We start from the raw sequence: 15,143 nt of genomic DNA on the forward strand, positions 1-15,143 counted from the left end.
CAACAATCCCTTGGCAAAAGCCAAGGGATAAATCTTTTATTCGATTTTCCATTTTTGAGCCAACCAGCTAGAAAAAGCTAGAAATCGTTCAGCTACTTGTTCATGGTGCCCATAAGGATCAAAGACAAATTGACCGTTCGGATAGCGTTTCTGAAGACTGGTATGGATCTGCTCAGCATAGACTGGTGCTTGAGCCAAGCGATTGCTATGATTGATTCCTTCTGTTTGACCGTTCTGTAAATACAGCAAACAGTCCAAATTTTTCACATTTTCTTCCTTGCAGTAAGTCACAAAATCAGGATACCAAAAGGAACCGCAGATCGAAAAGACACAGGAAACCTTGTCAAAGCTGAAAAGACTGTAGACTGCCGCCAAACCACCTAGTGAGTAGCCTCCATAAGCAAGGCGAGTTTCGTCCAGGCGATAAAGCGACTGCAACTTGTCTAAAAGACCTTCGAACAAATGATCATGATAGACCTTGGCCTGACCTCCAAAATCTGGAGCCCCATCTCTCAGAGCAGATGCCTTCCAGGGAGTGTAATCGTCTAAGCGATTTTTAGAGGTCAAGCCCACTAAAATCACAGATTCGGAAAGGGACGATAGGAAATCCAAGTTTCCATCATTCAATAAAATAGCCGGATAGGTTTGATTGGGGTCGTAGTTAGAAGGAAGGCTGATTTTGACTTGAATTCCTTCCCAATCAAACTCATTATTTATTGATAAAGTCATTGATTTTCTCAAGGGAATCAATCACTGCTGGACCATAGTCCATCAATTCATCGTAAGAGATGGTCATGATTTTTTGATTCTTAATAGCAGGAACGCTTTCCAGAACAGCATTTGCCTTCATCAACTCTACTGCTTTTTCATCCAATTTTTTATTGCGGTCGCTGGTTACATAGATAATCAATTCAGGATCCATTGACACGAGGTTTTCCAAGGTCAAGCCTGATGTCCCCGTAGCAACGTTTGTATAACCAAGTTGGTTCAGCAAACTTTCTTGCAAAGCAGACTTGTAGGCACCGAAGGTTTCATCATTATAAGCAACCATAATCAAAGCCTTTTTCTTTTCACCTTGACTTGCTGGATTTGCTCTCTTAACAGCGTCAATTTTAGTTTGTAATTGGGCTGCGTATTCATTGGCCTTGTCCTGAACATTAAAAATCATTCCAAGATTTTTGACATCTTCTACGATATTCCCCAAATCTTGCTGAATTGTTGAGAGAGAAGCTTTTTGAGTATAAACTGGGATTTTGTTTTCATTCCAAGTGCTAACTGTCCCCAAGGATTTTTCAGAAAACATCATGTTTCGACCCATCACAGCGTCTGGCTCATAAGAAAGGACTGTCTCTTGTGAGACTGTTTTTTTATCACCAATTTGAGGAATCGTCGCAATCGCATCCTTGTATTTGTCCGTCACAGCATTGTCTGGATTGAGCATGCCAACAATTTTATCCTTCAACCCCAACTCCAATAAGATTTCAGTAGTTGAAAGATTGTTGGTAATAACTTTTTCAGGTGCCTTGTCAAAAACTTGTTCGACTTCATTCCCTTTCGCGTCATAGGTCTTGACCGTTAACGGATAAGTCGTCTCTGCATTGGCCTTTTGAATTGTCTCTGTGCTAGACTGTGTGGTAGTTTTTTCTGTAGTAGTATTACCACAAGCTGCCATGGTTAGGGTAGCTACTGTTACCAGTAAAATGCTTAGTGTTTTTTTCATCTTGTTTTCCTTTTCATTCTTATAAATAGTGAATCATAGCTTGCTGATCCTCGGTCCAAGTAACCTGACTTTGAACTCCGTATACAGTTTGCAATGACTCAGAGGTGATGGTCTCCTTTGGAGTCCCTTGGTAAAGGATTTCCCCCTCTTTCATCAGATAGAGATAATCCGAATAGCGACAAGCAAGTTGAATATCATGTAGGACAGCTAGAACATTGACCTTGAGATTTTTCACAATGGCCAACAAGTCTAGCTGATACCTGATATCCAGGTGATTGGTTGGTTCGTCCAGGAGCAAGAGAGTCGGTTCTTGCGCCAAGGCGCGGGCTAGTAAGACTCGCTGTTTCTCTCCCCCTGATAAGGACGAATAGAGACGAGTTTTCTTCTCAAGCATATCCACCTTAACGAGGGCATCTTGAACGAGGGCATAATCCCTTTCCCTTTCCTTTTGTAGGAAAGAGAGGTGGGGAGTTCTTCCCAGCAAGACGAGTTCCTCAACTGTACAATCAAACTGCAGCTGGTTAAACTGGGTCACAACTGCCATTTGCTTGGCTGTTTCTTTGAGCGTCCATTGTTCCAGAGGCTTTCCATCTAGGCTTATCAATCCTTTGTCCGCCTTTTCCTGACGATAGAGGAGTTTAAGTAGACTGGTTTTCCCACTTCCATTTGGTCCTAATATCGTGTGAAATTGATTCCCTTCAACCTTAAGAGAGACTCCTTTGAGGATTTTTTTCTCTCCTAGTCCAAAATGGATATCCTGACAAATCAAGTCCATATCAGCCCCTCACCTCCCTTCGCCTACCTCCAACAATGTAGATAAAGAAGGGAGCACCTACTAAGGCTGTAAAAATACCAATAGGCAGCTCAGCGTTTGGGATGATGATACGAGAGAATACGTCTGCCCAGACCACAAAGAGGGCACCCAGCAAGGTTGCAACAGGAAAAAGCCTCTTGTAATTCGTTCCTACTAACCCTCGAGCTAAATGTGGAGTAATCAGACCGACAAATCCAATAATCCCACAGGTTGCCACTAAGACTGCTGTCAGCACAGCCACCATTGTCACATAAAGATACCAATAAAAGCGTAAAGGAATTCCCAAAGTTAAAGCAGCCTCATCTCCCATCATCATCGCATTGAAAACACGATACTGGGTAGAGAAAAATAGAAAGGCTATTCCTACTACTATAGTTGGCAGGACCAAGTCTGCCCAGGAAGTCCCAGCAAGCGAACCCATTGTCCAAAACTTAATGGTCATCACACTATCCGCATTAGCTCCAACTGAGATAATAAAGTTTGAAAAAGCCAGAAAGAGAGCATTGACCACCGTTCCCGATAAGATTAGACTAGAAGTCGTCATCCTTCCCTGCATAGAGGCAATGATGAGGACAGCAATTGTTGCCAAGATAGCTCCAAGAAAAGCTCCAAGGCTAATCATCACTTTTAAACCAAGAATGATGCTCAATGTTGCCCCTAGAGTTGCACCCGCAGATATTCCTAAGACATAAGGCTCTGCGATGGGATTGTTCACTGTAGACTGCATCACGCTACCACACATAGAAAGACCAGCCCCCACTATCAAACCTAACAATACTCGGGGGAATCTCATGTTCCATACAATGGCAAGAGTAGACTTGGAAACCTCTCCTATCTCAAGAGGAAATCCCAACCTGCTCAAAACAATCCGATAGGTATCTCCTAGATCAATCGCAACAGATCCCATTGAAACTGCTAGAAAGAGAGAAATCCCTAAAATACCTAGCAAAACAACTAAAAGTAACACAAATTGCTGGTCTTGTCGGCTTCCAGAAAATTTGGAAAGCATGCAAACCTCCTTTGATAGAATCTTAAAAATTTAGAAAATTCTCATGAAAAGTATACCATATTTTCAACAATGGAACAAGATGAGAACAAATGAATATAGTTGGTTTTATAGTGCTAGGAACCGTAAGTAAAGATAATACTTGAGTATATCGAGGTAAGGTGACAACGTAAAAAGCCCTCTGAAAATCAGAGAGCTGATTTGAGCTCGGGATAAAATCCTAGTGAAACAAAAAAATCTACACGGTCAGAAAAGTCTCTATCGTGCCATTTTCATACATGATGTATAGTCCAAGTAGAATGAATACTAAGGGCACAATGATTCGCTCGTATTTTTCAATTGTCTCGAATATTAACGGAATAGAGGATAATACCCGACTAATCTCGCATAAGATAATTATGCCGATTACAAACACAAGCAAGGCCACGAGGGTCTGTGACCAATCTAACGAAGCAAAATAAGGTATATAGATACCTAAATTATCTCCGCCAGACGCAATTGTCAGCAATGTAACTGTCCAAAACAGTTGATTTGCCTTGCTTTGTTCTAATCTTTCAATAATTTCTTCCTCTTCTTCCTCACCTTCTCCAACAATTGCAAAGCGAATCCCTAAATAGATAGGGATTAAACCAAGCAATCCAACCATCCATTCTTCAGGCACGAAATTAACGACATAAGCAGCAACTAAACTCGCCCCTACAAGTAAGCCTGTGCCTAGATATTGCCCCGCATAAATATGCCATTTTTGTTTGTTCTGTGATAGCTGTGCAAATAAAATAATTAAAATAATTAAATAATCGATACTGGTGGAAATATAAACACCAATAGCAGATATGATTGTCTGTGCCATAAAAAACTCCTGTATTAGTCAGTAATAAATCAGCAGATTTTAGGGAAGCACAGACACATTAATTTAGCTATCGCTAGTGGGTAATGTCGAACGTAGGAAAGCATTTTACTCCTCCTCAAAATGTAGTTACATAGTAATTTCTAACTGGAATTCGGTGACTACTTCCATGTAAAGTATAACATACTATACTTTACTTCGTAAAGTGTGGGCTCTCCGAGTAGCTACGCACCTTTATGGTGTAATTAGCTGATACCATTTGAGGTTTTTGTAGTCTCCAAAATTGTGACCGATAAAACCTCAATAAAAAAGCCCTCTGAAATCAGAGAGCTGATTTGAGCTTGGGATAAAATCCTAGTGAAAAAGATGAAACTCCTTGTGTTCATCGAACACTGTGTCATTTCCCTATTTTCATACGGATTTCTTACGCCCTTAGCATCATGATTCTTGCTGGATAAAACGTTTATAGACTAGACGGCGAGGAGAAGAATGTACGAAACTTTCAGTGAAACAAAAAAATCTCCCCGAAGGGAGATCATTCTGGTTTATTTTACCTTACAGTGCTAGGAACCGTAACCGAAGATAATACTTGAGTATACCAAGGTAAGTTGATAACATAAAAAAGCCCTCTGAAAATCAGAGAGCTAACTTGAGCTCTGTCTAAAATCCATACAAAAAAGCTACCCAATTTAGAGTAGCTTCATTATCAAGATATGCTCAATTGAACACGGCCTAAGCACTTGGCAAAAAAGATAAAATCTCCTAGAAACTGAAGTTTCTTCGTCAATTTTCCTATTTTTGCTTTGCGCTTTTGACGGCCTTTGTATCTTGAATTAGCGACGAAGTCCTAGAGAGTTGATTAACTCACGGTAACGGTTAACGTCGTTTTTACGCAAGTATGCAAGCAAGTTACGACGGCGACCGATTTTTTTCATCAATCCACGGTAAGTAGCGTGGTCTTTTTTGTGTTGTTTGATGTGTTCGTTAAGGTGGTTGATTTCCCAAGTAAGAACAGCAACTTGAACCTCTACTGAACCTGTATCACCTTCGTGACGTGCATATTGTGCGATGATTTCATTTTTTTTCTCTTTTGAGATTGCCATGATGTTTCTCCTTTTTATTTGGCTTCATCCGAGTGACAGGTTGGCATGCCTGCAACCAAGAAGAAGTTATTTGTCTTTACGACAATCCCTATTCTACCAATAACTAACATCTTTGTCAACAGATTTACTTTCTTTCTCTTTGCTTCACTAACACAATTAAGATTGTCAATTTCTGCTAATATTACCATAGCTGATTACCAACGCCTTTCCAACAAGGAAATTCAAAAAAATCTACAAATATCTTGAAAATTTTCACAATCATGCTATAATAATCCATAGAGACAAGTCACTTAGTTCCTTTCTACTAGAGAGTGCGTGGTTGCTGGAAACGCATAGGAGGCCTAAACTGATACTACTCGTTAGTTTTTTATGAAAACATAAAACGGTGGCCACGTTAGAGCCAATCAGAGGTGTCCCTCTTTTTTGAGGAACATAAATGAAGGTGGAACCACGTTGCGACGTCCTTTCGAGGATGTCGCAATTTTTTATGAGGAGGCTAACTATGGAGTTGCAAGAATTAGTGGAGCGCTGTGGGACAATCCGACAAGCTTATCACGAACTAGAAGTTAAGCATCATGATTCCAAGTGGACGGTAGAAGAAGACCTCTTGGCTTTATCTAATGATATTGGAAATTTCCAACGACTGGTGATGACAAAGCAAGGACGCTACTATGATGAAACACCCTACACACTGGAACAAAAACTTTCAGAAAATATCTGGTGGCTAGTAGAACTTTCTCAACGTTTGGATATAGACATTCTGACGGAAATGGAAAACTTCCTCTCTGATAAAGAAAAGCAATTGAACATTAAGACTAGGAAGTAGTCTGCAAAAAAGTCAATGCTTAGAAACTATGAAATAATAAAAAGGAGAACATCATGATTAACATTACTTTCCCAGATGGCGCTGTTCGTGAATTCGAATCTGGCGTAACAACTTTTGAAATTGCCCAATCTATCAGCAATTCCCTAGCTAAAAAAGCCTTAGCTGGTAAATTCAACGGCAAACTCATCGACACTACTCGTGCGATCACTGAAGATGGAAGCATCGAAATCGTGACACCTGATCACGAAGATGCCCTTCCAATCTTGCGTCACTCAGCTGCTCACTTGTTCGCCCAAGCAGCTCGTCGCCTTTTCCCAGACATTCACTTAGGAGTTGGTCCAGCTATCGAAGATGGTTTCTACTACGATACTGACAATACTGCTGGTCAAATCTCTAATGAAGACCTTCCTCGTATCGAAGAAGAAATGCAAAAAATCGTTAAAGAAAACTTCCCATCAATCCGTGAAGAAGTAACTAAAGACGAGGCACGTGAAATCTTCAAAAACGACCCTTACAAGTTGGAATTGATTGAAGAACACTCTGAAGACGAAGGTGGTTTGACTATCTACCGTCAAGGCGAATATGTAGACCTTTGCCGTGGACCTCACGTCCCTTCAACAGGCCGTATCCAAATCTTCCACCTTCTCCATGTAGCAGGTGCTTACTGGCGTGGAAATAGCGACAACGCTATGATGCAACGTATCTACGGTACAGCTTGGTTTGATAAGAAAGACTTGAAAAACTACCTTCAAATGCGTGAAGAAGCCAAAGAACGTGACCACCGTAAACTTGGTAAAGAGCTTGACCTCTTTATGATTTCTCAAGAGGTTGGTCAAGGGCTTCCATTCTGGTTGCCAAATGGTGCGACTATCCGTCGTGAATTGGAACGCTACATCGTTGACAAAGAGTTGGCTTCTGGCTACCAACACGTCTACACTCCACCACTTGCTTCTGTTGAACTTTACAAGACTTCTGGTCACTGGGATCATTACCAAGAAGACATGTTCCCAACTATGGACATGGGTGACGGGGAAGAATTTGTCCTTCGTCCAATGAACTGCCCGCACCACATCCAAGTCTTCAAACACCATGTTCACTCTTACCGTGAGTTGCCAATCCGTATCGCTGAAATCGGTATGATGCACCGTTATGAAAAATCTGGTGCCCTCACTGGTCTTCAACGTGTACGTGAAATGTCACTCAACGACGGTCACCTCTTTGTTACTCCAGAACAAATCCAAGAAGAATTCCAACGTGCCCTTCAGTTGATTATCGATGTTTATGAAGATTTCAACTTGACTGAATACCGCTTCCGTCTCTCTCTTCGCGACCCTCAAGATACTCACAAGTACTTTGATAACGATGAGATGTGGGAAAATGCCCAAACTATGCTTCGTGCTGCCCTTGATGAAATGGGCGTGGACTACTTTGAAGCCGAAGGTGAAGCAGCCTTCTACGGACCAAAATTGGATATCCAGGTTAAGACCGCTCTTGGTAAAGAAGAAACACTTTCAACTATCCAACTTGACTTCTTGCTTCCAGAACGTTTCGACCTCAAATACATCGGAGCTGATGGTGAAGAACACCGTCCAGTCATGATTCACCGTGGAGTTATCTCAACTATGGAACGCTTCACAGCTATCTTGATTGAGAACTACAAGGGAGCCTTCCCAACATGGCTTGCACCACACCAAGTAACCCTCATCCCAGTTTCTAACGAGAAACACGTGGACTACGCATGGGAAGTAGCGAAGAAACTCCGTGACCGCGGTGTCCGTGCTGATGTGGATGAACGCAATGAAAAAATGCAGTTTAAGATCCGTGCTTCACAAACAAGCAAGATTCCTTACCAATTAATCGTTGGTGACAAGGAAATGGAAGACGGAACAGTCAACGTTCGTCGCTACGGCCAAAAAGAAACACAAACTATCTCAGTCGATGACTTTGTTCAAGCTATCCTTGCTGATATCGCCAACAAATCACGCGTTGAGAAATAAGATATAAAACCTGGGATAAAATCCTAGCTACCTAAAAAGCAACAACTATTTCAGCTGTTGCTTTTTATATTTTTACTCAATGAAAATCAAAAAGCAAACTAGGAAGCTAGCCGCAAGCTGTACTTGAGTACGGTAAGGCGACGCTGACGTGGTTTGAATTTGATTTTCGAAGAGTATTATTTAATCCGAGCTAGTAGTGATTGACCAAACCACCACACAAGATTTGCTTTCATGAGTTGGATAAGGTCAATATCCTCATTCCTTGTCTGCTTCATTTTCTTTTACGAGATCTTTTTGTGAATCTTTTTCAGAGAGTTTTTGATCGATATACTTGTTAATGGTTTCATAAAATTCCTTGGTCATCTCACTATCTAATTTTGTCGAATTATGAACTTGATTGATTTTCAATTGGACAGATTGAATACCGTAAGAGGCTTGTTTTTGGTGGAGCGTTTCTAATTCTTCTTCTGAAATCGGATCTCCAACAACCGTCAAGACCAATTCATTGTTCCTTGACTTGTAGACTTGATTAATGACCGTGTGATTGGAGAACTCTTTTCCTACAAACTGTTTGATTCCTTCTTTTCGCGCTTGATCTATCGTCAGAGTGATTGCTGAATAGCTGGCTGGAAGAATCAATAATACAATCAAGGATAACAACCCAATTCTCATTTTAATATTTAACTCTTTAAATGAACTTAAGGGAGATTTTCTCATCATAATTCTTGTTCCAACAATATTGGTTAGCATGATAAAAACACAGTTGATCAAGAAAAGATAGAGAGCTCCAAATAAAAATCGTACATTTCCATTAGCTAAACCATATCCTGCAGTGCAGATAGGTGGCATCAGAGCTGTTGCGATGGCTACTCCTGGCACGATATTGTTTGCTTCTTTTTTCCTTGAACCAATTACACCTGCTATCCCACCAGCAATAGCGATGAGAACATCCCAAATGGTTGGAGAGGTTCGTGCAATCAATTCGCTACTTTCATAAGATAGGGGAGAAATCCAGAAATACAGAGCCGAGACAAGCAAACTGACCAATACTTGAGTAAATAAAACCTCTAGAGATTGCTTGATTAAACGCGTATCAAAAATAGCTAAACCAAACCCCAGTCCAACAATCGGTGTCATAAGAGGGGAAATCAGCATGGCTCCAATAATGACAGCTGTTGAATTCATATTTAAACCTATAGAGGCAATAAAAATCGCACACATCAAAATCACTGTATCTCTTAATCGAACATGAAGGTCATCATATAATTTCTCACGGTATTCACGTGTTGAATAGTTTCCGTTCATTGGTTACTCCTTTTATTTCATATAATCTTGTTTCTGCATGGATGATGGTAGATAGACTTCTGTTCAATCTTACATATTTTTCTTCTCACCTGTTATTCTTTTGAACATTATCTTTTAAGTATCCGTCAGTCCATCCTTAACATTATATCAAAAATTTTACAGTCTTTCTCTGACGAAATTTATCAATTGAACAGATAGATGAAGCAAGAAATTTTTGTTTCCTTATCCGAAGAAGGAAAAACGGTATCTCCTGAACCTTAATACTATGCGTTTTATTCTTTATAATTTAGCTATTTCAAAATTACAAGTTCTCCATTCTTAATTTCCCAAACTTGGTCAAACTTACTTAATAATTCGTTTTGGCGATGTAAAGTAACAATGACGGCACTTGGTAGTTCCAGAACTCTTTCCAATTCCATTTTAAACTGATTAGTATCCAAGGCAGAGAAAGGTTCGTCTAGGATAAGCAATGGATTTTTACGATTTTTCTCACGATTTAAATACATTCGTTGTTGCTGACCACCTGACAGGGATTGTGGTGGAATTTTTTCAAAATCTTCTTCTCTGAATTTTTCATTGAAACTATTGAATAGCGTTACATTATTTTCATAACTTGAAATAAATGTATGTTCTTGTTGCAGAATCATACCGAATCTTCCCCAAAGATGGTCCAAAACAAGCCCATCTAGCACAATTTGTCCTTCAAAATCTTCATCTGTTCCATTTAAAATGTTGAGAAGACTACTTTTTCCAGACCCATTCTTACCAATAAGCGCAATTTTATCCCCTTTTTGAATCGTAGCGGAAGTAATTATCAATTTTGATTCTCCCAGTTGTTTGGAAATGTTTTTCAAAGTAATCGTATCAAAAGAATGTTGAGGTGCTTGAACTGAAACGGGTCTCCCAACAATGTTTTGAAAACTCTTGATTACAGGCTTTACGGACTCTAACATTTGTAAATCATAAAGGATTTCCTGTATTGGTTCAGAAAAAGCATTAATATATCCGAAACTCGCCACCACCTCAGGAATACCGAGTTGCTGGTGAGATAGAGAGTAGGCTAAATAAATAAACAGAACAAGACTAATGAATTCAAAAGAAACACCTGTCAATAAGATGCCTGTAATTTTTGTCAAACCATACTTAAAATACTTATCCTGCAAATTCTTTAGAGAGCTCTTTTGTTGATTCAAAAAATGCGACATAGTTAGTTTATTTACCAAATGATGTCCCATGAGCAAATCCTCCAAAGTTCGATAGTAATCTCCTTGTTTTTTCAAGTAAACCTGTCTACGATTAGCGGTCAACTTCCCAACGATTTTAGGAATTTGAATACTAATTCCAGTGGAAAAGATTAAAATCAGTGATACAATAGGATTAATTGTTCTGCTAATAATGAAAGCGTAAATGATGATACGTAAAATTTGTTTGATAAAACTCATCAATGGAGGAAGGTAATCCTTTTCCAACGAATCTAGGTCATTAGATTGATAGGAAATATACTCTGCTACTGTTTTCTGCTTGAAATCGTGGTGACTGAGTCCCAGAAGTGAACGAAACCACTCATTTTTCAAAGTAGTCGAAAAGATAATCCCCTGCTTCCAATCAAGTATCATTTGGATATAGTTACAACTCAAATAGCCTGCCACTGACATAGAGTAACCATATAGAGCTACTTGATAATCCCCTTTGATTAATGCCTGCGTGAAATACGGTAACAAAGCTGTGCAGATATTCGATACTACACCAAAAAGAAAATTAAAGAAGAGATACCATCTAATAGTTTTAAGATATGGTAGCATATACGATACTCCTTGCTAATGCGTTTTTTTACATATCGCAGAACAATCTCTACTATTCCCTATTTCAGATAGTGCGATACTCGGACATTGAGTGCAATAATTGTAAATCACACAAGTACTGCCGTTTTTACTATCATTCAAAATATAATTTGCTATTTTGTAAAATATAGGTCTATCCCATGTTTCTTTGATAGATGTAAAATGAATATTTCCAATACTTCTATTGAAAGTAAGCTTTTTCAGTTTTTCTAACGATTTAGGCTATTTCGTGACACACCCACAATCCGTGAAAATTCTGGTTATATCAGATTATGTGATTTTCGTAAGAATTTTATATTGTCTCCAATCATGGCAGTCTCCTTTTACTTGATAAAACTATTATCAACATTTAGAAATTAAAAATTGGTTCAAAATCAATAGAATGTGTGTATTCGATACATTCAATAAATTCTTGGAAACAGTTCTACACCAGTTACACAAATCTATATACACCTATCTCATTCAAAATAAAAAGAAAGCTGCAGTTCTTTTAATCCTGTATCAACGATTCATTCTGAAATCGAATAGGAGACATTTCCCAAGTCTACAATTCACTTCATCTCAAATTAATTTTTGTAATTCACCCTTAGATTATAGATTTTATACTCAACAAAAGTATAAAGCATACAAAACTTCACTTTGAACCAGTATTTATACTATATTCTGTATTAAAAATTCTATTATTGGTTTTGTAAAAAACAGTCTTCAAATATCCTGAAATATAGCAAAAAGAGATTGGGTAAAAACTCATTGTCTCTTCTCACTCAAGGACTAAGTTCACTTGAGCAAACTGAATCCGCACTATCGTTCCTTCTCCAACCTCAGACTCGATGCGAATCTGGTGCCCCAGTTCTTCAGAAATTTTCTTAGAGAGATAGAGGCCAAGTCCAGATGACTGCTGGGTTAGGCGTCCATTATATCCTGAGAAACCACGTTCAAAGACTCGGAGGACATCACTGTTTTTTATCCCGATTCCCGTATCCTTGATACAAAGCTCTTGCCCGTCCATATAAATCTCCAGACCACCTTCCTTGGTGTACTTGAGACTGTTTGAGATAATTTGTTCAATGACCACTAGTAGCCACTTCTTATCCGTCACGATTTCTTTATCAAGGTCATGTAGATTGACATTTAGTCCTTTTTGAATAAAGAAAAGAGCATATTTACGAATTATTTCCTTGACCAAGTCCTCAATTTGAACCTGCTTTAAGACCAAATCATCATGAAAACTTTCTAAACGCAGGTACTGTAAAACTAGATTGGTATAGGAATCGATTTTGAAAATTTCCTGTTCTAACTGCTGCTTCAGTTGGCGGTCGGCTACTTCTGCAACTAAGAGTTGACTGGCTGCAATGGGGGTCTTTATCTGATGGACCCACAAGGTATAGTAATCCAGCAAATCCGTCAGTTTTCTTTCTGCGTCTGACCTCTGCTGATAGAGTTCCATCTCACGCGCCTCTAATTTTTCTGCTAAAGCTCTTTCCAAAGGAGATTTGGCCTCCCTCTCCCCATAGAGAAGTTCCTGACGATAGACCTGCATTTCTACCAATATGTCCCAAGTGAAAAATAAGATGGTTACAAAGCAACACAAGAGGAAAAAATAGAGAAAGTAAATTCCCAAACTGGCAAATAAAAACTGAAAGAGCAAAACTAGAAATGCTAAAGCAAGAAGATAGACAAACAGACGACTACGGGAGCGCAAATAATCTAGAAAAAATTGTTTCCAATCAAGCATGCTTCAGTCCGTACCCTATCCCTTTCTTGGTCTCGATAAATCCTACCAAGCCCTGCTCTTCCAACTTTTTACGCAATCGAGCTACATTAACAGATAGGGTATTGTCATCAATGAAAAAGTCACTGTTCCAAAGCTCCCGCATCAGGTCATCACGCGCTACGATGTTGCCCGCATGCTCAAACAAAACGCGTAAAATCTGGAATTCGTTCTTGGTCAAATTCAAGACTTGCCCTTGATAATGTAAGTCCATTGATTTGGTATTGAGGATAACACTAGCATATTCCAGTAAACTCTCGTCACGCCCAAACTCATAGGAACGACGCAACAAGCCCTGAACCTTAGCTAAAAGAACCTGCTGGTCAAAAGGCTTGGTCACAAAGTCATCCGCCCCCATATTGATTGCCATGACAATATCCATAGCCTGGTCTCTCGAAGACAGAAACATGATGGGGACCTTGGAAATCTTACGAATCTCCTGACACCAATGATAACCATTAAACAAAGGCAGTCCAATATCCATGAGAACCAGATGAGGTTCCGACTGAACAAATAGACTCAAAACTTCCATAAAGTCTTCTACCAGGACCACTTCAAATCCCCATTCAGAGAGCATTTTTCCGACTTGTTGACGAATAACCTGATCATCTTCTACTAATAAAATCTTGTGCATCTGATTCTCCTTTGCTATTATTATAACAGATTTTTCCATGCTAGAAGGTCTGAAACTGAATTTGAAAGAGCTTGTTTTTAGCTAGTACAAACAGGCAATGCTACTAGATAATTTGAGGGAAATTTGATAAGATAATTAAAAAGAAAGGAGCTCTTATGGCCAATATTTTTGACTATCTGAAAGATGTCGCACATGATTCCTTTTACGACCTACCTTTGAATGAATTAGACATTCTATCCTTAACAGAAACCACCTACCTCTCCTTTGATAATCTGGTCTCCACAACTCCTCAGCGACTTTTAGACCTAGCATCTCAGGTTCCAAGAGAATCGAACATGTTGACCAATAAAAATCGGCTCCAGTTGTTAGATGAATTGGCTCAACACAAACGCTTCAAGAATTGCAAACTCTCCCATTTTATCAACGACATCGACACTGAACTGCAAAAGCAATTTGCGGCTATGACCTACCGCCTCACTCTCGACACCTATCTGATTGTCTTTCGTGGGACTGATGACAGTATCATTGGCTGGAAGGAAGATTTCCACCTGACTTATATGAAGGAAATTCCTGCTCAAAAGCACGCCCTCTCCTATTTAAAGAACTTTTTTGCCCATCATCCTAAGCAAAAGGTCATTCTGGCTGGGCATTCCAAGGGAGGAAATCTAGCCATCTATGCTGCTAGTCAAATTGAGCAAAGCTTGCAAAATCAGATCACAGCAGTTTATACCTTTGATGCGCCTGGTCTCCACAAAGAACTGACACAAAGCGAGGGCTATCAAAGAATAATGGATAGAACCAAGGTCTTTATCCCACAAGGTTCTATTATCGGTATGATGCTAGAAATTCCTGACCGCCAAGTCATCGTTCAAAGTACTGCCTTGGGTGGTATCGCCCAGCACGATACTTTTAGCTGGCAAATTGAGAACAAACACTTTGTCCAACTGGATAAGACCAATAGCGATAGCCAGCAAGTCGATACGACCTTCAAAGAATGGGTGTCCACAGTCCCTGATGAGGAACTTCAGCTCTACTTCGACCTCTTCTTTGGCACCATTCTTGATGCTGGCATTAGCTCCATCAATGACTTGTCTTCCTTCAAGGCTATTGAACACATTCATCATCTCTTTGTCCAAGCGCAATCCCTCACTCCAGAAGAAAGGGAAACTATGGGACGCCTTACCCAGTTATTGATTGATACCCGTTACCAAGCCTGGAAAAATAGATAGTACCTTTCAAAAATCAAATGAATACAAAACAAAAGACCTAGAATACATAC

At 39.5% G+C, this 15,143-nt stretch carries 13 protein-coding genes; 3 read left to right on the forward strand and 10 right to left on the reverse strand.

The window, feature by feature from the left end; translation table 11 throughout:
- Positions 1–36: 36 nt before the first annotated feature.
- The 6 genes from FQT24_RS05060 to rpsO all read right to left on the reverse strand — a co-directional run bounded on the left by FQT24_RS05060 (position 37) and on the right by rpsO (position 5,490).
- On the reverse strand, positions 37–729 hold the full coding sequence (locus FQT24_RS05060; RefSeq protein WP_049546486.1) for an alpha/beta hydrolase: 693 nt from the start codon (positions 727–729) through the stop codon (positions 37–39).
- Complete coding sequence (locus FQT24_RS05065; protein ID WP_143952376.1) at positions 710–1,720, reverse strand: ABC transporter substrate-binding protein; 1,011 nt, start codon at positions 1,718–1,720, stop codon at positions 710–712. Before FQT24_RS05065 ends, FQT24_RS05060 begins: the two co-directional genes overlap by 20 nt.
- Positions 1,721–1,739: 19 nt before the next feature.
- Positions 1,740–2,495 carry an ABC transporter ATP-binding protein gene (locus tag FQT24_RS05070; RefSeq protein ID WP_125456118.1) on the reverse strand — a complete coding sequence of 252 codons (756 nt, stop codon included), beginning with the start codon at positions 2,493–2,495 and terminating at the stop codon, positions 1,740–1,742.
- Between the two features lies 1 nt (position 2,496).
- Positions 2,497–3,543, reverse strand: a complete 1,047-nt coding sequence (locus FQT24_RS05075; RefSeq protein WP_143952377.1) for a FecCD family ABC transporter permease — start codon at positions 3,541–3,543, stop codon at positions 2,497–2,499.
- Between the two features lie 235 nt (positions 3,544–3,778).
- Positions 3,779–4,390, reverse strand: a complete 612-nt coding sequence (locus tag FQT24_RS05080; protein ID WP_143952378.1) for a CadD family cadmium resistance transporter — start codon at positions 4,388–4,390, stop codon at positions 3,779–3,781.
- Positions 4,391–5,220: 830 nt separating this feature from the next.
- Entirely contained in the window at positions 5,221–5,490 is a 270-nt protein-coding gene (gene rpsO, locus FQT24_RS05085; protein WP_001018251.1) for a 30S ribosomal protein S15, read from the reverse strand.
- A 502-nt stretch (positions 5,491–5,992) separates the two neighbouring features.
- Between rpsO and FQT24_RS05095 the strand changes: the two genes are divergently transcribed.
- Positions 5,993–6,316 (forward strand): MazG-like protein, encoded by a 324-nt coding sequence (locus FQT24_RS05095; protein ID WP_000422773.1) that lies wholly within the window; start codon positions 5,993–5,995, stop codon positions 6,314–6,316.
- 53 nt (positions 6,317–6,369) lie between these two features.
- The gene (gene thrS / locus FQT24_RS05100; RefSeq protein ID WP_143952379.1) at positions 6,370–8,313 is read left to right on the forward strand and encodes a threonine--tRNA ligase; all 1,944 of its coding nucleotides are present in this window, start codon (positions 6,370–6,372) and stop codon (positions 8,311–8,313) included.
- Between the two features lie 255 nt (positions 8,314–8,568).
- On the opposite strand, the gene FQT24_RS05110 is transcribed toward thrS, so the two are convergent.
- The 4 genes from FQT24_RS05110 to FQT24_RS05125 form a co-directional block, all read right to left on the reverse strand.
- Entirely contained in the window at positions 8,569–9,618 is a 1,050-nt protein-coding gene (locus FQT24_RS05110; RefSeq protein ID WP_143952380.1) for a DUF389 domain-containing protein, read from the reverse strand.
- A gap of 290 nt (positions 9,619–9,908) precedes the next feature.
- Positions 9,909–11,420, reverse strand: a complete 1,512-nt coding sequence (locus tag FQT24_RS05115) for an ATP-binding cassette domain-containing protein (RefSeq protein WP_004242726.1) — start codon at positions 11,418–11,420, stop codon at positions 9,909–9,911.
- A 799-nt stretch (positions 11,421–12,219) separates the two neighbouring features.
- Complete coding sequence (locus FQT24_RS05120) at positions 12,220–13,194, reverse strand: sensor histidine kinase (RefSeq protein WP_143952381.1); 975 nt, start codon at positions 13,192–13,194, stop codon at positions 12,220–12,222.
- Complete coding sequence (locus FQT24_RS05125) at positions 13,187–13,864, reverse strand: response regulator transcription factor (protein ID WP_125410095.1); 678 nt, start codon at positions 13,862–13,864, stop codon at positions 13,187–13,189. Before FQT24_RS05125 ends, FQT24_RS05120 begins: the two co-directional genes overlap by 8 nt.
- A gap of 155 nt (positions 13,865–14,019) precedes the next feature.
- Here FQT24_RS05125 and FQT24_RS05130 point away from each other — a divergent pair, with 155 nt between their 5' ends.
- Positions 14,020–15,093 (forward strand): DUF2974 domain-containing protein, encoded by a 1,074-nt coding sequence (locus tag FQT24_RS05130; protein ID WP_143952382.1) that lies wholly within the window; start codon positions 14,020–14,022, stop codon positions 15,091–15,093.
- Positions 15,094–15,143 lie beyond the last annotated feature (50 nt).

It is taken from the genome of Streptococcus mitis (assembly GCF_901542415.1).
Lineage (GTDB): Bacteria > Bacillota > Bacilli > Lactobacillales > Streptococcaceae > Streptococcus > Streptococcus mitis_BL.

Coding starts and splice junctions, on each gene's coding strand:
- FQT24_RS05060 (WP_049546486.1), bottom strand. CDS start 729: ATGACTTTATCAATAAATAATGAGTTTGATTGGGAAGGAATTCAAGTC.
- FQT24_RS05065 (WP_143952376.1), bottom strand. CDS start 1,720: ATGAAAAAAACACTAAGCATTTTACTGGTAACAGTAGCTACCCTAACC.
- FQT24_RS05070 (WP_125456118.1), bottom strand. CDS start 2,495: ATGGACTTGATTTGTCAGGATATCCATTTTGGACTAGGAGAGAAAAAA.
- FQT24_RS05075 (WP_143952377.1), bottom strand. CDS start 3,543: ATGCTTTCCAAATTTTCTGGAAGCCGACAAGACCAGCAATTTGTGTTA.
- FQT24_RS05080 (WP_143952378.1), bottom strand. CDS start 4,390: ATGGCACAGACAATCATATCTGCTATTGGTGTTTATATTTCCACCAGT.
- rpsO (WP_001018251.1), bottom strand. CDS start 5,490: ATGGCAATCTCAAAAGAGAAAAAAAATGAAATCATCGCACAATATGCA.
- FQT24_RS05095 (WP_000422773.1), top strand. CDS start 5,993: ATGGAGTTGCAAGAATTAGTGGAGCGCTGTGGGACAATCCGACAAGCT.
- thrS (WP_143952379.1), top strand. CDS start 6,370: ATGATTAACATTACTTTCCCAGATGGCGCTGTTCGTGAATTCGAATCT.
- FQT24_RS05110 (WP_143952380.1), bottom strand. CDS start 9,618: ATGAACGGAAACTATTCAACACGTGAATACCGTGAGAAATTATATGAT.
- FQT24_RS05115 (WP_004242726.1), bottom strand. CDS start 11,420: ATGCTACCATATCTTAAAACTATTAGATGGTATCTCTTCTTTAATTTT.
- FQT24_RS05120 (WP_143952381.1), bottom strand. CDS start 13,194: ATGCTTGATTGGAAACAATTTTTTCTAGATTATTTGCGCTCCCGTAGT.
- FQT24_RS05125 (WP_125410095.1), bottom strand. CDS start 13,864: ATGCACAAGATTTTATTAGTAGAAGATGATCAGGTTATTCGTCAACAA.
- FQT24_RS05130 (WP_143952382.1), top strand. CDS start 14,020: ATGGCCAATATTTTTGACTATCTGAAAGATGTCGCACATGATTCCTTT.